This is a genomic window from Spirosoma sp. SC4-14, from assembly GCF_037201965.1.
Classification (GTDB): Bacteria; Bacteroidota; Bacteroidia; order Cytophagales; family Spirosomataceae; genus Spirosoma.
Window position 1 is genome coordinate 1,313,879 of the sequence record NZ_CP147518.1, and the last position, 18,501, is coordinate 1,332,379.

Sequence of the window (18,501 nt, forward strand, 5' to 3'; positions counted from 1 at the left end):
TTTGAAGTTCAGTTCTAGCGCGAGCTTAAAGAAGTTTTTATTGTTAAAAATCACCCTTCATCTTTGCTTAATCCATGTATGACATCTCTAAATATATCCAATCCCTCCTTTAGTAACTCTCTTTTGATGATTAATGGAGGTATCAATTTTATAGTATGATTATTTATCCCACATGTTTCTATAATAAGCTTCCGCTTAAAGGCATGTGATATCACTTTATTTGGAAAGCCAAGTTTTGGGATTTCTAATCCCCAAATCATACCTCTTCCTTTAACTTTCATATTGAGCTCAGGTATTTCTTGAGAAATTAGATCAAGATAAGTACGAATTATTTTCGAGTTTTTATCTATAGATTCAATTAAACTATTCGTTTGCCAGTAAGAATTTAGGATTTCTGTAGATGCGACCATAGCTAAATTATTTCCTCTAAAAGTCCCTGTGTGCTTCCCTGGTTGCCATTGATCTAATTCTGGTTTTATTAATAGTAATGCCATAGGGTGCCCACCGCCGATTGACTTAGAGATACAAACTAAGTCAGGATACAGACCTGCTTCTTCAAAACTAAAAAAACGACCAGTACGCCCATTACCAATTTGTATATCATCTACAATTAATAAAATATCTAATTCTTTACAGAGCAACTCTAATTCTTTTAACCACGATATACTAGCAATATTTACTCCGCCCTCGCATTGTATAATTTCTACAATTATAGCAGCAGGTAATTCTATACCACTACCTTTATCTTCTAAAAATCTTCTCATATAACTTAGAGTATTAAAGCCTTCACCAAAATACCCATCATAAGGCATATGAGCTACATTAGATCTATGACTATAAAATTGGTTATGGTAGAACGAATTACCCGTTATTGCGAGTGCGCCTAAAGACAATCCATGATAAGCATTTGTGAACGATATAATATTTTGTCTTTTTTTTATAAGGCGCGCTAATTTTAGAGCCGCTTCCACAGAGTTGGCCCCAGTAGGACCGGTAAACTGAATTTTATAATCAAGGTTTCTGGGTAATAATATTATTTCATTAAATCTCTTTAAGAATTCCCTTTTTGCAACAGTTGCTTTATCTAACGATAGCGTTATTCCATCACTTTTTAAATATTTTATAAGAGCTTTATTTACAATAGGGTTATTATGGCCATAGTTGAGAGAACCTGCCCCAGCAAAAAAATCAATGAACGCGTTTCCGTACTCGTCGTAAATTTTAGAACCTTTAGCTTTATCAAATATGACAGGGAAATGACGAATATAACTTCTGACATTTGATTCAATAGATTCAAAAATTTCCATTATTATATAGCAGGCTTATGCTTTAAAATTTATTATAGATGAGGTCTATAATGTTATTTATGATATGGATTATTACTAAACTTCCCTTTTAATTCTGGTAAATGAAAGTATGGTATTTTTGCAAAAGTCGTTGACGGGCTACCTCCGAAAAACGCGAAAATATTATCTGACGATCCACGTCGCACTTCATCGGGCGTTACCAAGGGTCTTTGATTTGCATTAGCGTCCTGTACACCAAACCAGCTTCGTGTTGTAATCACATGAGAAGTTTGACCAATGGCCGCACTCACATAGTTGGCTGTAAAATTATCGTTGATGGTAAAGAACTGCCGTATTGCCGTGTTTGCCGTGAAAGTTTCCCAGTTCTCACCATACAATCCCTGCAATTGAATCAGTGATTGCAGGATCGGCCAGACCGTGATTTCAAATCCGGCATAGGTACTTAAAGCTGTTTCGATTTCAGGTAAATAACCCAAAGCTGCAAATTCATCGAGTAAAAATGTAACGCGCTTGTTGGGGTTTCTGACAACAGCCCGTAAGGTCGTTGTCGCCATGAGCCGCAGCCAACGCGCATGGCTTTGCAGTTTGTCGGCGGGAATGATGATATAGAGTGCCGTATCACCATCCGATAAGGTGGCCGGGTCATAGCCGGACCGTAATGCTTTTTGCAGGGATGGGCTTTTTAGAAAGTCAGTTGCTTGTAAAATGGAGGAGAGGATACTGCCAAACGTTTCCTCACCGGCTTCCATCAATTTGACGATTTCGTTACCGGCATTGCGAATGATTTCTCCGTTCACCGGATCATTGTTGAGCCGCATACGGGCAATCAATTCATCCCAATCATCACCGGCAAGCCGTGCCCATCGCCAGAGCGTAGTAAGAGTTCGATCATTACCTTCCTGCGTTGTTGCAATCTGCATGATGAGGCCAGTGACGACAGAACGCGCGGTATCGGTAAAGAAGCGGTTCTTATCGTCACGCTCAACGGGCACGAGCATTTCCGCGATCATGTGCGCATCATCAACTAAATGAATGCTGCTAGTATCAGCTAGAATATCGAGTGGGTTATAGGATTCTGCTTCGCCAATATGCTCTTCCAGCAATCCCCACGGATTAAGAATGACAACCTGCCGTCCGCTTTCGCGTTGATACCGCGCTGTGATTGCAGCATTCTCGCCTTTGGGATCGATCACTACCCAGGAACCTGTATAACCACCTAAACCAAGCAGGTTGGGGATAATCAAATTCGTGCCTTTGCCACCCCGTGTACCAGCAACTGTTAGGATATGGCCTTTGTCCTTGAAGACATACCCGCCACCGATATACAGGCCTGGCCCTTGCCGGTAGGAGTTCAGTTCATCAGGCCGGGCAAACCGCGCCGAGCCAAAGCGGTCGCTTTCGACCAGTGAATTGTTAATGCCTATTTGCCAGCGCCGGAAAACAAAAAAGACAATGAGCGAAAAAAACAGGTTGGAACCCAGGAACACTAGAAACGCATAGCCTTGCAACCCTATAATTTCCGCGAGCAGCCTGAGCATGAATACGAGGCCAAACAGCACCAACCAGCCCAGGATCGCCCAGGCAAACATGGCAAACCGCACGATGGGATTTAAGGGATAGAGCAGGGGATATACGGCGAACGGCTTCATGAAGCGCAGATACGCCTGCGTATAGCCGAACAGGGCGCCCGCCAAGGTAATAGGCGTCAGAATGAGGCCGACCAGAAACAGAATGAGCCGGTTGCGGAACGAAGCACTTGGCTTGATCCGAAAAAGCTCTTCGATTTCGGCAGAGGTCACCCCAAGCCACCGTTTTGTCGAGTTACTGTCCAGCAGATTCATAGGGGAATAAAAAATCAATTCAAAATGCGCTATTTATCAATGCCATGCCTCGGCTGTTTCACGAATGCCGGAAACGGGTTGATGAAACGCGGTTTTTGCCACATGAAATTGCTAGGCAAAGCCATCGGTAGTATCCAGGACAGTATTTTTGGTTAAAATGAGCCTTTGCCTAAATTGGTTAGCTATCTCCACCCTTCAATCACATGGCCCCCATCCTGATCTTTTTACAAAAGATAAGGCGTTCTTATAGGCTGTTCCTCATTCTGACAGCAGGAGTTTTAAACGCCTTTCCCTTGGAAGCGCAAAAAGCGTCCGATCCGCCTAAAGTGATAGGGCGTTCCCTCTATGACAAGCTGGTAAAAGCCCAAAAAGAATACGAGGACGCGATGGTGAAAGGTGACTCTTTAGAGGTAGCCGAAATGTGCTATCGGTTAGGAAAACGCTATACAGGCCTGGGTGATTTTGAAACGGCCCAGAAATACTTTATCCGTTCCTTGCGGATACGTGAGCCACTGGGTTCCTCAGAAGCAGAAGCGGTTGGCAAAACGTATTTATTCATGTCACACTCTCTGGTGGAGCAGAAAAAGTATATTGAGGTCATGCAGACCATACGGAAGGCAATGGCGAATTTCAAAGCCGCTGGTTCCAAACACGGTCTAATAAGTGGATACACCTCAATGGCCGGTGCCCATACATTAGGGTATGAGTTGAATCGAGAAACGCCAGGAGTCTATCCTCCTTACTCGCTGGATAGTGCAATCTACTATTTTAATCAGGCTGAAAAATTGGCGTTGATGTTAAACGTGCCCATTGATATCGCCAACATTTACCTTATCAAAGGAACGCTCCTCTTGAAGGTCACCCCTCAGCTTGGGCTTGCTTACCTGAAGAAAGCGGATTCCATCTTTACAAAAGAAAAAACACCCTATCCCATTATCAATACGTCATTAAACCTGGCGGATGCCTGTCTGATTTTACAACAGCCTGTTGGTGCAAAAAAATGGCTAAGTCGGGCACAGTATGTCATGGACACGGCCAGGCAGGGTGATTTCCAACAACGAGGAAAACTCTTTCAAATTTATACCCGACTCTATGAACAAACCGGACACTGGCAAGAGGCATTAAAGACACAAAAGACGTATTATGATTTAACCGTAGAGGCACTACAAGCAGATCGAGAAGGGGCCATAACGCGTTTGAATATAGAGTATGAAACCCAGAAAAAAGAAGCCCAACTGAACTGGCAACGACGATTGAACGGGATCGTGATTGGGGTATGCATTCTAGCCATTATCGCGAGCATATTTTTTTACCGGTTTTTTCGGCGCTACCAGCGGCTTAGCCAGGAGAATGAGGCTTTGGTGATGGAGCAGAGCCATCGGGTGAAGAATAATTTTCAGCAACTCGCCAATCTGATGACATTACAGTCCAATCGTCTGACGAATGAAGACGCTCAAAAAGCCATCACTGAAGGATTGCTTCGCGTAGAAGTGATGGCCTTGGTACATCAACGGCTTTATTATAGGAACCAGCAATTGGTTAAAATCAACTTGGAGAATTTTATCCCTGAACTGGTCGAAGGTGTCTTGTATGGCTATAGCTATGCGCACATTCAGCCAATTTATACATTGGAACCTGTTTGGCTCCATCCCGATAAAGCGATGTCTTTGGGATTGATCATCAATGAACTGGTGACCAATTCCTGTAAATATGCATTCCCGGTCCAGCCTGCTTCTCGTCTCATAGTGACTTGCCAGCGTAGCGATCATACGATCAACGTGGAAATAGAGGATAATGGTCCCGGTTTTGACGCCGGGAAAAGCTATGAGAGCTTCGGCCTGAAATTAATTCAGGCCTTCACACAACGCTTACATGGTAAGGCTTGCCATGCAGCAGGTGGCAAGATATTCCGATTGTCATTCCCTGTTTATGATTCTCCATCTATCCATTTACACTCATGAAAACACCCGTACGCATTTTGATCGTAGAGGATGAGTCTCTAGCCGTTATGGCGATCAAAGAAAGTCTTGAACGGACCAGTTATAAAATCTGTGGAGAGGCTGCTGATCATGACTCCGCGATTGCCTTGATGAAGACAGAGTCGCCGGATTTAGTCCTCCTCGATATTGGCCTTAAGGGTAAACCCGATGGGGTTACAACAGCACAGAGTTTGAAAAAAATCAAACCGGTTCTGATCTTTTATATAACGGGCCGTATGGAAGATGAGACCTATGAAAGAGCTAAAAAAACAAACCCTATAGGATTTCTTTATAAGCCATTCCGGCCTTGGGACCTTGTCAGGCAGATCGACTTAGCCCTGCATAATTATCACGAAGGCAACCCTTCAGAAAACAGGCTCAAGTCTTATGATGATGACGAGCAAAAAACAGACTTGATCAGTACGTCCGATTATCTTTATCTACCGGATAGGACCGCTAGGTTCCGTATTTATATAAAGAATATAATCTATTTAGAGGCTGATAAGGGGTATACTGAATTATTCCTAACGTCAGAGGAATTAGACCGATTAAAGCGTAAGATAAGGCGTGTGGTTGTTGCGAAGGGCTTGAGCAATATACTCGATTATTTGCCAAATACGTTCTACAAATTATCGCGTTCGGTTGCCATTAATATGGATCATTTGGATCGGATCGAAACCAGTTACCTCGTTCTGGGTAGCTATGAAGTTGCATTACCGGAAGGAACTCGCCAGCCACTTTTAGAGCGTCTCAATGCAATTCGTTCGCGGAAACGGACTTGATGAAAAGGGCGATAAGAATTAGTCAATGAGGCATGTGATCGTATTTACCAAAGCGATTTGCCGGATTTGTAAAGGTCGAGGAGTGAGCTGTGTTCTTGATGGGCTGGTATCGTGTTTATCGCATCATTGCCCTTGAGCTGGCTCGGTACGGCGAGCATGAAAACGTATTCTGGGGTCTTTGCCAGAAGTTCCTGCGTGATTTGGAAGTCCCTTTGCATGCTGGGAAAATGGCTGCTTTGCCAGGGCAGATGGTTCGGCACGCCATCCCCACAGCCACATCTGCTTTTGCCGCACCGGAGACAGAAAAAAGCGCCAACGGGCAAAAATCAGTTGCCGCCTTGCATCCAAACCAGCAAATCCCAAACCAGAGATTTTCACTATTAGAAAAGCCATTGCCCAGAAAAAAGAAAAAGCAGTTCACCCAGAAACCCCGTGGTTTCCTTATCTTCGTGGGTAGGTGTTGCAAGACGTGGTTTGTAGCTACAAAAACTCCTTAATTGTAGCTCTCAAACCGATCTTGTAAGGGCGGGGATACTCCCTCCCTTAACCCTCCCTGTAAACGCTACCGCGTATGGCACGACCCCCAAAGGACGATGCGGACAAACGCGAATTCACTATTCGCGTTCGCGTGACTGCATCTGAGAAACTGCGTATCTGGCAGATGGCAGCCGAGAACGGCTATACGCCCAGCGACTTCATGCGCTTGCGGACAATGGCGGCCACACAACCCCTGCGGCATAAGCCCACACCAGAACGTGAATTGCTGCTCCATGTGATGGCCGAACTTGGCAAGGTCGGCAGCAATGTCAATCAGATTGCACGTGCCCTCAACAGCCGTGATGAGACGGGGCAACTGGCCGACATCGATACGGATGAGATCAACCAGGCCATGCAAGGTTTGGATAATCTCACAGCACAGGTTCTCAAACTGCTTAGCTAATGGTCATCCGGGGAGCGATACGGGGCAATGGCAAACAGCTAGCACATTACCTTCTCTCTGGAGAAGCCAATGAACGTGTCCAGGTTGTGGACGTTGCCGGACGCTCAAACGCAACCGACGCTTATTTGCATCAGACCTTGCAAAGCATGTCGCTGACCAGCGAGCCAACCAAAAGTCAGAAAGGGCTGTACCACGCCCAGATCAATCCGGCTTATAGCGAAGACCGGAAAATGAGCGAAAAGGACTGGCTCAAGGCGGCTGATATTTTGGGCAACGAGTTAGGGTTGCAGGAGCAACGGCGCGTGATTGTCCTACACACCAAAAAGGGCAGGACACATGCGCATGTGGTCTGGGAGCGCTACGACCATAAAACCGGCAAAGTGATTGCCAACAAGTTTAGCCGACTGGCTCAAGATCGTGCTCGTAAAGAAATGGAGCGAGTGTTTGAGCAGCAACCTACGCCCCACCGCAATCAGCATCGGCCTGAACTCAAGGAAGCGCTGACCAATCTATGGAACGACACTGAAACGGGGAAAGAGTTTGTCAAAGCCGTCCATGACAATGGGTATCTGTTGGCCGAAGGTGTGCCACGTCATCCGTTCATGGTGGTAGATGAGAATGGGCGGTCGTTTGATCTAGTACGCCAGCTAAAAGGTGTGTGGATCAAAGAAGTTCGTCAGCGTTTGCGCCATGAAAAGCTGATACCGGAGAAAGAAGCCATCGAATTGATGCGTCAAAAGCAGGAAGGTAGTAGTAACGCGAATAAGGCCGAACAGCAGCGCGATTTGGATAAAGCGAAAAAAACGGCCATTGCCTTCTGGGATAATAAGCAGGATACAACACAGGAAGTCGAAGAGACTGAGAGCCGCAAGCGAATGAAAGATTTGGCTGAAAGCTTTATTCAATCAGGCCAAGAACTGACGGAAGCAGAAGCAACAGATCAAACCGATAGCCTTGAAAAGAAAAAGAAACGAGCAGGAGAGTATTTTTTGAATTCGGATGAATTGACGGGCAAAGCCGAAGAATCTGCAACGCAGTTAGTGAATGATTACACAGAGGCACAAGAGGAGATAACTACGAAGTCACAGAGCATTGAGAGCCGACAGAGACAGCAAAGGATAGCGCAGCAATTTGCAGCTAACGAAGAAGACACAAGCCAACCGAGTACAAAGCCAGATAGTAAACGGCATCAAGACATCCTGAAAGAGTTTATGCAAGCCGAGGACGAATTGGTTGATCAAAATGACAAACCACAGGAAGAAACCGTGCAGCGACAACAGACAACAGCACGGCAATTTTTGGAAAATGAAGACCTAACGACAGCCGAAGTTGCCAACAATGAAAACGAGCTTCAACGACTGATGCAGGAGCAGAGGGCAATCCGAGAGCGCAACCAGCAGAAGGTAAAAAAGAGAGTTCGCTAAAAATATTCGTGAAAAATATGGTTACGCTGGAATAGATGAACCCCAATAGCGCATCTGTTGTACACTACCTGTTCCGAGCCAACCTAAATTTCTTGTGCAAATCTTGTGCAAATAAAAAAGCACTTACAAGTTTTATCTCGTAAGTGCTTGATTTTCAGGCTCCCGAAGCTGGGCTCGAACCAGCGACCCTCTGATTAACAGTCAGATGCTCTAACCGACTGAGCTATTCGGGAATCGTGGTGCAAAAGTAGTGCAGAGAATGACACCACGCAAGCGTTTGTCTAAGAAAAATTGGTGTCGCTATCGAAAAAAGATGCTCTTGCCGATACAACCGCGTGATAGTCAACCTCAAGATTCGGCAAAAATTTTTTCTGACTAGCGGGTTGGGTAGCCGCCCTGCGTTGTAGGACCACCGAATACGTCGGGCCGATGGCTGGGCACATTCTGCAGGATCAGCTCTTTTACGCGCCGGGCATCGCCTTTCGTAAAGTTCTGGATCACAATTTCAGGGCGAGCCCGTGGAATCACCCGAATGGTGGCAAAAAACAGGCCGTTGTCGATTTCTACACCCGAAATGTCGGAGTAGAAAACAAAGTTGTCGGTTCCTCCAATCAGCTTGCGGATTCGGAAGGTCACCCCTTTGTCGTCGAAAAGAATCTCGTCGTGCCGAATGGGGTCTTTAAAACTACTGCTGCGAAATCGTTCGTTTGGCATAAAGAAATGAGCGAGTTAGTGAATGAGCGGATTAGTGAATAAGTGACTGAATTTCAGTGAATTGATTTTTTTAATTGGTCCAGGCTAATTTGCTCATTCACCTATTTAGTTTTAGGTAAATAAATTACTTTTTTTGTTTCAAAGAAAGGCTCGTCGAAATAGTCGGAGAGATCATAAACCCGGTAACGGTCAGGCACTTCGGCCAGCTCTTCGGTCAGATCGCCACCTTTCAGGTACAGAACACCATTGGGGCGGTCGTTGTTGCCTGCTTTGTGGATTTTATAGCGCATCCAGCCCATAAATGGCTTCAGGCGTGTTACGGCCCGACTCACTACAAAGTCGTAGGTGGTGTTTAGCTGCTCCACGCGGGTCTGCTGGGCTTTTACGTTGGTTAGCCCTAGCGCGTTGGCTACCTCTTCGACAACCTTTATTTTTTTGCCAATGCTATCGACCAGGTGGAAGTCGGCCAGTGGAAACAGAATGGCCAGTGGAATCCCCGGAAAACCTCCGCCCGTTCCTACGTCCAGGATTTCGGTACCGGGTTTAAACTGCACCACTTTGGCAATACCGAGCGAATGCAGGACGTGCTTTTCGTAGAGCGAGTCGATGTCTTGCCGGGATATAACATTGATGCGGGCATTCCAGTCGCGATAGAGCTCATCCAAGGCCGCAAAGCGCTCTTTTTGCTGGGCGGTAAGGTCTGGAAAATACTTGAGCAGAAGGTCGATGTTCATTAGTCAATAGAAGGCTACCGCCAGTAAATTCGCTTTTGGCGTCGGGTAAACAGCATTCGGAGGCCACTCAGGCCATAGTAAATAGCCAGCAGCAGATCGACGGCTGGCATAATGGCCCAATGAACTGTATGGGCCAGTTTATAACTGATTTGCCCCACAATGCCCCAAAAGGCCACTATCCGAAACAAAAATGCACCCGAAGCGATCAGCAAAAGTAGCCATTCGCTGGCTGTAAACGTATAATAGCCGATGGCATACCCTAAAATTATCAGTCCGACGAGCAGGCCCAGCACCCATGTAAGCACGTGCGTGCTTGTTTGTAGCCCTAACCGAATCTTATTCCCGGTTTTATAATAGTTGCCAACGTTCAGATGCCGACGTTTCTGTTGCTGCCATTCGGCCCAGGATTCTTTAGGTCTCGACCAGACGAACGTATCGGGATCGAGGCAAATCGCCGTATTTTGACCCGTAGCGACTTCGTTGACAAACAGGTCGTCGTCGCCCCCCACAATGTTCTTGTGGGTGTAGAAACCGCGATTATCAAAGAAAAGCTGTGTGCGGTAGGCCAGGTTGCGGCCAACGCCCATATAGGGGCGACCCACCAGCGCCAGCGAAAAATACTGAACCGCCGTAAAAAGTGTTTCGGCCCGAATGAGCAGATTGAGAAAGCCGGGCTGCTGCTGGTAGGGCGAAAAACCCAGCACCAGTTTTTTGTCCTGATCCGTTAATGGGGCTACCATTTGGGCAAGCCATTCGGTTGTTGCTGGCCGGCAATCGGCATCGGTCAACAAAACGATGGGGTAAACGGCTTTTTTGAGGGCAATGGTGATAGCATATTTTTTGGGAGTAACGTGCTCATGTTCCCGGTCGATACGGATAAACCGAACATGGGTCAGACCGGTGATTTCGTTTTCCAGAAAGGTAAGCGTGCCGTCGCTCGAACGGTCGTCCATCACCAGCACTTCGAACGTTGGATAGTTCTGCTGGTCTAGTAATGGGAGCAGATCGGTCAGGTTATCGAGTTCATTGCGGGCGCAGACTATGATTGTTACGCCCGGTTGCGGGGCCGCTGTAGATACCGCACTAGCCGAATGGCTGGCATTCCAAAAAGCCGTTCGGGAGAAGATAAAGAGAATATAAATAAGCTGAATGCCGACCATAAGCAGCCAGAATATCAGCAGGACAGTAATCACAAAGAAAGGAGAGATTGACTCGTTAAGTGAATGGTTTTCTGAATGAAAACGCAAAGATAGCGAAGCAAGGGGTGAGGGGCAAGGGGCTTAGGGCGCGGGGAATAGCGGGGTGTGGCGTGGAGGGCAAGGGGCGGGGAAGTCCAGACTAACCTCACCCCTTGCCCCTTGCCCCGCGCCCCGTATCTTTGTCGTATGACTTTTTCAATTTCTGCTCAGGATGTGCAGTCGAAAGCGCGCACGGGTACGCTGACGACCGATCATGGGCCTATTCAGACGCCAATTTTTATGCCGGTTGGTACGGCAGGAACGGTAAAGACTGTTCATCAACGGGAACTGGAAACCGATATAAATGCCGAAATTATTTTGGGTAATACTTATCACTTATACCTGCGTCCGGGTCTCGATGTGTTGAAACAGGCGGGTGGGCTCCATGCATTCAATGGCTGGCGTCGGCCAATTCTTACCGATTCGGGAGGCTATCAGGTATATTCTCTCTCTAATACGAGGAAAATTAAGGAAGAAGGCGTAACCTTCAAATCGCATATCGACGGCTCGAACCATCGGTTTACACCCGAAGGGGTCATGGATATCCAGCGAACAATTGGTGCCGATATTATCATGGCTTTTGATGAGTGTACACCCTACCCCTGCGAATACAGCTATGCCCGTCAGTCGATGGACATGACCCACCGCTGGCTGGATCGGTGCATTAATCGTTTCGACGAAACTGAAGGGCTGTATGGGTATCGTCAGACACTGTTCCCCATTGTTCAGGGAAGCACCTATCCCGATCTGCGCCGACAATCGGCCGAAGTGATAGCCTCTAAAGAGCGGGAAGGCAATGCAATTGGGGGGTTGGCGGTAGGCGAGCCCGCCGAAGAGATGTATGCAATGATTGAGTTAGTGAATGGTATTCTACCGGCCGATAAACCCCGCTATCTGATGGGCGTTGGAACGCCCGCTAACATTCTGGAAGCAATTGCACTTGGTGTCGATATGTTCGATTGTGTAATGCCGACCCGTAATGCCCGGCATGGTATTCTGTTTACGACGGAAGGAGTTATAAATATTAAAAATGAAAAATGGAGCCGCGATTTTAACCCAATCGATCCGGGATTGGGTGGCTACGCCAGCACGTTTTATTCGAAAGCCTACTTACGCCATCTGTTCAAGGCAGAAGAGCTATTGGCCGGGCAAATTGCTACTTTACAAAATCTGACCTTCTATTTATGGCTGGTACGGCAAGCCCGAAGTCATATCGAAACGGGAAATTACGTGTCCTGGAAAAACGACGTAATCGGTCAATTTATGCAGCGATTGTAAGCTGGTTGAGCGAGTTAATCGGTCAGGATGGGTCAGGAAAGATACCTGGATGTTACAGGCTCAATAGGTAGTATTGTGTCTCCTTTTATGTATTATTTGAGTTGAATAGTATATTTGTTGACTGCCCAAACATTGCGTTCGGCATCCGTAACTTGCTTTATCTATAAGAATTGTACTATGCCCCGCTTGTGTGTTGGGTTGTAGAGCGATGCTGATCGCCCTGATTTAGAAGCAGTATTGGCCAAGTCATACGATAAACCACTACGGTTGCCGGTTGTGTTTGGATAGAGTTATTGGTAACTATCCGATAAATTCAGTAATACAACGGGTACACATGCATTCATCAGAAACAAAAACCAATGTAAGGGTTGGCATTATTGGCTTAGGCTATGTGGGATTACCGCTTGCCCTTGAATTTGGTAAACAGTATCAAACAGTAGGCTTTGACATTGATAGTCGGCGGGTTGAGGAGTTGCAGGGATGCTATGACCGGACCCGCGAAGCTAGTACCGATGATTTCAGAGCCAGCCGACATATCCGGTTTACAACCGACCCAGCAGAACTGCAACCCTGCACCGTTTTTATTATAACGGTTCCTACCCCCGTTGATTCCTACAAAAATCCTGATCTGACATTTCTGTTAAGAGCGTCGAAGACGGTTGGCAAACTTTTGAAAAAAGGTGATGTTGTGGTCTATGAATCAACAGTTTATCCCGGTTGTACGGAAGAAGAATGTGTTCCGGTGCTGGAAAAAGCTAGCGGACTGGTTTTTAATACTGATTTTTTCTGTGGCTATTCGCCCGAGCGGATCAATCCTGGCGACAAGGAACGGACGTTGACGAAAATTCTCAAAATTACATCTGGTTCAACGCCAGAAACAGCCGATTTTGTTAATCGACTCTACAGCTCCATCATTGAAGCAGGAACCTATCTGGCACCTACAATTAAAGTGGCCGAAGCTGCCAAAGCCATCGAGAATGCTCAGCGCGATGTGAATATCTCGTTTGTTAACGAGCTGGCGCTGATTTTCGACCGAATGGGTATCGACACCCTCGATGTGCTGGAAGCGGCCCGAACCAAGTGGAATTTTCTGAATTTTCGACCCGGTCTGGTTGGTGGCCACTGCATCAGCGTAGATCCTTATTATCTGGCTCATAAAGCGCAGAGCCTGGGCTACCACCCACAGGTGATTTTGTCGGGTAGGCGCGTCAACGACGATATGCCGCTGTATGTGGCCAATAAGCTGGTAAAGAAAATGAGCCAGCACGGTATTTATCTGGCAGGTAGTCGGGTATTGGTGATGGGAGTAACGTTTAAAGAAAATTGCCCTGATATCCGTAATGCTAAAGTGCCGGATATAATCAGTGAACTGAGCAGCTTTGGAATTGAGGTAGACGTCTACGATCCGTGGGCTGTAGCTGACGAGGTGGACCATGAATTTGGAATTCAGCTCATCGAAAAACCGACGGAACAGGCATACGATGGTATTGTGGTAGCAGTGGCCCATCAGGAATTTCGAATGATGGACATGCATAGTCTGACAAAAGATAGCAACAGCGTCATTTTTGATCTAAAGGCCGTGCTGGACCGGTCTGTTGCTACCTTACGCATCTGATTTTGTCACTAAACTGTGACTCGCCGTCAACTTTTCAGTCTATTAATCCTCACACAGCCAACAAATTTACCGGATTGCCTGTCGCCTGGATGAACCGTACTTGTACTTACTGGAATACTTTTTTTGCTTGTCTTAGTGGCTGGGCGTTGAGCGCAGGTTGCTTTGCGCAACAACCCGTTAAGCAAAAAAGAGATGCGATTGCCTACTTTCAGGCCATGCCCGGCGATAGTGGCACTATGGCCGTCGATAGCATACCTCCTTTTCGGATTCAGCCAGGTACTGAACTGACTATCAATGTGGCCACGCTCAATGAAGAACTGGATGCACTCCTCAATCCGCACCTTCAGACAACGGTTGCAAACATGACCAATAACCCTGATACAAAGCAACTTGCCGGTTATCTGGTCGATGCCAAAGGCTATATTAATTTTCCGGTTTTGGGTCGTGTGCAACTCCGAAACCTGACCACCTTCGAGGCCGCCGACTTGCTGGCTAGTCAGTTGAGCAAACAGGCTAACAATCCGTTTGTGCGGGTGCGGGTTATCAATTTTCAGGTAACTGTAATGGGAGAAGTTAACCGGCCCGTTGTGCTGAATGTTAGCCGGGAACAGATGACAATTCCCGAAGCTATCAGCCTGGCGGGCGATCTGACTATTTACGGGAAACGCGAAAATGTACTGGTAATCAGGCAGCGTGCTGGCAAGCGGGAGTTTGGGCAAGTGAATTTACAGGATCGGAGCGTGTTTCGGTCGCCCTATTACTATCTGCAACCCAACGATATGATCTACATCGAGCCTAAAAAATCGAAGAAGGCACAGGCGGGTCGGGTATTTCCATTTTTGCCCACCATTTTCTCCGGTACATCGCTGCTGGTAACCATCGCTGTACTGTTTTTTCGTCGATAGAAAAATAACAAATGCATGTGCCGAAGCCTAGTTATAGATAAACAACCATGAAGACCGGTTTACAGGGAAAAGGGCAGTTTGGGCAGGAATATATTAAGTTTTTGATTGTCAAATACCTGAAGAACTGGTATTGGTTTGTGTTGGCCATACTACTCAGTATTGGAACGACATACCTGATTCTGACAAGCATTAAGCCTGTTTATAGCATTCAGTCGAGCCTGTTGATCAATATGGAAGATAACAGTGGCTCGCCAGCGAAAGAAGACATTCTGCGTGAACTCGATATCTTTTCACCCTCAAAAAATATTGAAGATGAAATAGAAATACTGAAGTCATACACACTGGCCGAAAAAGTTGTGAATGACCTGAATCTGGATGTTAACTATGCGATTAAAGAACGACTTCATACGCGCGACATCTATAAGCGTTCGCCTGTGCTGATCACATTGCTGGCTCCGAACGAACAGGAGTTTGGTAAAGAAGCCGAAGCTGAACTAGTGCCGGGAGGACTGAAAATTAACGACGTAACCTATCCATTCAACCGGCCCGTCAGCACCGTATTAGGACGTATTCTGATTCGCCGGAATTCGGCGGCTGTGCATCCTTATGCGCATATTTTGCTGACAACTACCAGCAAAGAGGAGGCCATTAAATCCTATATCGGCCGACTTAAAATTACGCAGGCCAGCCGGTCGTCGTTTGTGTTGCGGATCAACCTCGAAGATACCTCCCCCGAACGGGGAGTCGCGTTCATCAATCGGCTCATTCACTGGTACGATCTGTCATCGCTGGAATACAAGAATCGAACGGCCTCAAATACGCTGCGATTTATCAATGATCGACTGACTATTATTTCACGGGAACTGACCGACGTCGAAAAAAATATACAGAATTATAAAACCCGTTCGGGCATTGTCGACCTGAGCGCCGAATCGACCGTTTTTCTGAACAAAGTCCATGAGAACGATACACAGCTTAGTCAGGTAACGATTCAGTTGGGCGCATTAGACGAGATTGAACGATACATTGCCAGCAAGTCGGACAAGGGTAATCTGGCACCTGCTACATTAGGCCTCGAAAATCCGGTTCTGACCGGGCTGCTGGGGAATTTGCTGGATCTGGAAATTCAGCGCGAAAAACTGATTCGGTCTGCACCTGAGGGGAGTGCGGCTGTACAGGTGATCGACAATCAGATTCGGTTAGTGAAAGCCAATATTTCTGATAATACGCAGTCGCTTCGCCAGATTCTGCTCAATACACGCAGCAAAATTCTGGCTTCGACGCGGAAGGTTGAAGCCGTTATTCAGACGATTCCGCTGAAAGAGCGCGTATTGCTCGACATATCGCGGCAACAGGGAATAAAAGGGGAATTGTATACCTATTTGCTGCAGAAGCGCGAAGAAACGGCTCTTTCGCTGGCGGCTGCTGTGTCTGATTTGCGGATTGTTGATGCACCTAAAAGCAATCTGGAGCCAATTAAACCTCGTAAAAGCGCATATTATCTGTTTGCGCTGGTAGTTGGAATTTTGGTTCCGATTGGCTTGCTGTGGCTGCTGGATTTTCTGAATAACAAAGTAACGCGCAAAGCTGAGATAGAAGAAATAACCCAGATTCCTATTATTGGGGAGGTGGTTCTGGCCGATATAAAATCACCTCTGGAGGTAAGCCCATCGAGCCGTTCGATGTTGTCTGAACAGATACGGGCATTACGGGCTAATATTCATTTTCTGGCACCCGATGATGATGAAAACCATCAGGTACTGTTGATTACATCGAGTGTAAGTGGCGAAGGAAAATCGTTTATTTCGCTGAATCTGGGAGCCAGTATGGCCATAACAGGACGGCGTACTATCCTGCTTGAGCTTGATTTACGAAGGCCTAAACTACATAAATACCTGGGGGTAAAGTCGGCAATAGGGCTGTCGAATTTTTTGATTGGTCAGGCAACGCTGGAGCAGATTATACAGCCGATAGCCAACTACCCCGATCTGTTTTTTATTCCCTGCGGCTTGTTACCACCTAACCCCTCCGAACTACTCGGCAGTAAGCGTATGGCCGAGTTGTTTGCGGCACTGCGCGAAGGGTTCGATGTCGTCATTGCCGATACGCCACCGGTTGGCTTGCTTAGCGATGCATATAGTGTTGCTCCTTATACCACGTCTACAATTTATATTCTCCGGCACCTGTATACGAACAAGGCCTACCTGAAAACCATTGAGACGCTGTATCAGGAAAAGCGCTTCCGTAACATGAGTCTGCTCATCAATGGTATTGTGACGAAGAAAGATTATGAATACAACTATGGCTATGGTTCAGAATATGGCTATGGCTATCAGACTGGCTACTACGATGAAGAGAAAAAAACCGTAAAGACCGTAGTAAGAAAAGGAGTGGGCGTTTTGTCGAGATTCTGGAAATAGTAATAGCCACAAAAAACCTATGTTACCCTCCGGTTCAATTTCCTGGCGTCATCAGTTCGACCAGCATCGTGGTCGGGTCGGATTGGTGTATAAATATGTAACTGGCCAAGGGTTGTTGCAGCTATTGAATGTGTTAAATGGATTTTTTCTGTTACGCTGGTTAAGTATTGACGAGCAGGCAAAATTTAGTCTGGCAATGGGTTTACAGGCAACCTTAGGTATTTTAGGAGACCTTGGCTTAGGAGGCAGTTTGTTAGGCTTGATTGGTGACAGGGTTGACGATAGAAAGTTAATTGGGCAATATGTGGCCGGAATACAGAGATTTAAAGACCGGTTTTTTATTGTTAGTGCATTTATCGGCTCTATTGCTGTAGCTATATTTTATCAAAAGCAAAACTGGGGTTCTGATTTATGGATTATTTATGGACTTGTTCTTCTTGGTATTTATGCGCAAAGTATGATAGGCTATTATTCGGCAATCTTACAAATGAAAAAAGATCTGCTTTCCTATTATCGCACGCAAGTAACAGCTGCATTTATTAGATTAATTGCTGCCTTTTTGTTGTATTATTCTCTTGAATTAAACGCAATTCAGGCAGTCTTTATCGCTACAATAGCTTTTATGGTAAATGCCATTTGGGTACGACAGTATGCACTTGCTTATTTTGAGCCTGTCCGGAAAGCCAATCCCGATAAAATTAGAGAAATTTTCAAAACAGTGTGGCCTGTTATGCCTATGGTAGCTTTTTATGCTATACAAGGACAAATGACTATTTTCTTATCAGGCTATTTTGGTAAAGCTACTAATGTGGCTGAGATAGGAGCACTTGGTAGATTGTCGCAAATTTTTTCGCTATTTACTCCTTTTACTTCAATTGTGTTATTGCCTTATTTTGCTCGTAGTAATACTGAAGAAGTGTTGAAACGTGCTATCTTAATAGTTATTGTATCTACTTCTTTGGTTTTCCCTCTTGTAGTAATTGCCTATTATAAGGAAGATTTTTTTATATGGATGCTAGGTTCTAAATTCTTTTCTGTTAAAGACGAGATACTCTTATTTATTTGTGTTGCTGCTATTAATTATGTGGCCGGAATTCTATGGGCTATTATTATTGCTAGAAAATTTAATAGAGGGTATCTGGCACTGATAAACATTTTTGTTTTACTAACTGTTCAACTGATTTATATACGTAACGCAGATTTAAGCACCACTCATAGCGTTGTAGTATTATCTGTCTATTTGTCGACTGTCTCTTTGTTAAGTAATATATTTATTCTCATGGTTGGGATAAGAGGTAATAATACTAGCCTTTACTTCTAATTT

Annotated in this window: 15 protein-coding genes and 1 tRNA gene; 10 read left to right on the forward strand and 6 right to left on the reverse strand. The window is 45.8% G+C overall.

What is annotated here, in order from left to right:
- Positions 1 to 50: 50 nt before the first annotated feature.
- On the reverse strand, positions 51 to 1,307 hold the full coding sequence (gene ectB, locus WBJ53_RS05445; protein ID WP_338875044.1) for a diaminobutyrate--2-oxoglutarate transaminase: 1,257 nt from the start codon (positions 1,305 to 1,307) through the stop codon (positions 51 to 53).
- A 53-nt stretch (positions 1,308 to 1,360) separates the two neighbouring features.
- A complete protein-coding gene (locus WBJ53_RS05450; protein WP_338875045.1) occupies positions 1,361 to 3,148 on the reverse strand; it encodes a type IV secretory system conjugative DNA transfer family protein in 1,788 nt (595 codons plus the stop codon).
- A gap of 203 nt (positions 3,149 to 3,351) precedes the next feature.
- Here WBJ53_RS05450 and WBJ53_RS05455 point away from each other — a divergent pair, with 203 nt between their 5' ends.
- From WBJ53_RS05455 to WBJ53_RS05475, 5 genes are all read left to right on the forward strand, one after another.
- A complete protein-coding gene (locus WBJ53_RS05455) occupies positions 3,352 to 5,109 on the forward strand; it encodes a histidine kinase dimerization/phosphoacceptor domain -containing protein (protein WP_338875046.1) in 1,758 nt (585 codons plus the stop codon).
- Complete coding sequence (locus tag WBJ53_RS05460; RefSeq protein ID WP_338875047.1) at positions 5,106 to 5,909, forward strand: response regulator; 804 nt, start codon at positions 5,106 to 5,108, stop codon at positions 5,907 to 5,909. Before WBJ53_RS05455 ends, WBJ53_RS05460 begins: the two co-directional genes overlap by 4 nt.
- Positions 5,910 to 6,007: 98 nt before the next feature.
- Complete coding sequence (locus WBJ53_RS05465) at positions 6,008 to 6,406, forward strand: hypothetical protein (RefSeq protein ID WP_338875048.1); 399 nt, start codon at positions 6,008 to 6,010, stop codon at positions 6,404 to 6,406.
- Positions 6,407 to 6,480: 74 nt separating this feature from the next.
- Positions 6,481 to 6,849, forward strand: a complete 369-nt coding sequence (mobC, locus tag WBJ53_RS05470; protein WP_338875049.1) for a plasmid mobilization relaxosome protein MobC — start codon at positions 6,481 to 6,483, stop codon at positions 6,847 to 6,849.
- Positions 6,849 to 8,273 (forward strand): relaxase/mobilization nuclease domain-containing protein, encoded by a 1,425-nt coding sequence (locus tag WBJ53_RS05475; protein ID WP_338875050.1) that lies wholly within the window; start codon positions 6,849 to 6,851, stop codon positions 8,271 to 8,273. The genes mobC and WBJ53_RS05475 overlap by 1 nt, the downstream gene beginning before the upstream one ends.
- A gap of 159 nt (positions 8,274 to 8,432) precedes the next feature.
- Here WBJ53_RS05475 and WBJ53_RS05480 read toward each other — a convergent pair.
- The 4 genes from WBJ53_RS05480 to WBJ53_RS05495 all read right to left on the reverse strand — a co-directional run bounded on the left by WBJ53_RS05480 (position 8,433) and on the right by WBJ53_RS05495 (position 10,914).
- Positions 8,433 to 8,506: transfer RNA gene (locus WBJ53_RS05480), tRNA-Asn, on the reverse strand.
- A 142-nt stretch (positions 8,507 to 8,648) separates the two neighbouring features.
- Positions 8,649 to 8,987 (reverse strand): hypothetical protein, encoded by a 339-nt coding sequence (locus WBJ53_RS05485; RefSeq protein ID WP_338875051.1) that lies wholly within the window; start codon positions 8,985 to 8,987, stop codon positions 8,649 to 8,651.
- Positions 8,988 to 9,088: 101 nt separating this feature from the next.
- Positions 9,089 to 9,721 carry a 16S rRNA (guanine(527)-N(7))-methyltransferase RsmG gene (rsmG, locus tag WBJ53_RS05490; protein WP_338875052.1) on the reverse strand — a complete coding sequence of 211 codons (633 nt, stop codon included), beginning with the start codon at positions 9,719 to 9,721 and terminating at the stop codon, positions 9,089 to 9,091.
- A gap of 14 nt (positions 9,722 to 9,735) precedes the next feature.
- Entirely contained in the window at positions 9,736 to 10,914 is a 1,179-nt protein-coding gene (locus WBJ53_RS05495; protein ID WP_338875053.1) for a glycosyltransferase, read from the reverse strand.
- Positions 10,915 to 11,106: 192 nt separating this feature from the next.
- On the opposite strand from WBJ53_RS05495, the gene tgt reads away from it, so the two are divergent.
- The 5 genes from tgt (at position 11,107) to WBJ53_RS05520 (ending at position 18,498) form a co-directional block, all read left to right on the forward strand.
- Complete coding sequence (gene tgt / locus WBJ53_RS05500) at positions 11,107 to 12,237, forward strand: tRNA guanosine(34) transglycosylase Tgt (protein WP_338875054.1); 1,131 nt, start codon at positions 11,107 to 11,109, stop codon at positions 12,235 to 12,237.
- Between the two features lie 334 nt (positions 12,238 to 12,571).
- The gene (locus tag WBJ53_RS05505) at positions 12,572 to 13,852 is read left to right on the forward strand and encodes a nucleotide sugar dehydrogenase (RefSeq protein WP_338875055.1); all 1,281 of its coding nucleotides are present in this window, start codon (positions 12,572 to 12,574) and stop codon (positions 13,850 to 13,852) included.
- Between the two features lie 89 nt (positions 13,853 to 13,941).
- Positions 13,942 to 14,757: a polysaccharide biosynthesis/export family protein gene (locus tag WBJ53_RS05510; RefSeq protein WP_338875056.1), complete on the forward strand. Its 816-nt coding sequence runs from the start codon at positions 13,942 to 13,944 to the stop codon at positions 14,755 to 14,757.
- 47 nt (positions 14,758 to 14,804) lie between these two features.
- Complete coding sequence (locus WBJ53_RS05515; RefSeq protein ID WP_338875057.1) at positions 14,805 to 17,177, forward strand: polysaccharide biosynthesis tyrosine autokinase; 2,373 nt, start codon at positions 14,805 to 14,807, stop codon at positions 17,175 to 17,177.
- A 19-nt stretch (positions 17,178 to 17,196) separates the two neighbouring features.
- Complete coding sequence (locus WBJ53_RS05520; protein WP_338875058.1) at positions 17,197 to 18,498, forward strand: hypothetical protein; 1,302 nt, start codon at positions 17,197 to 17,199, stop codon at positions 18,496 to 18,498.
- Positions 18,499 to 18,501: the final 3 nt, after the last annotated feature.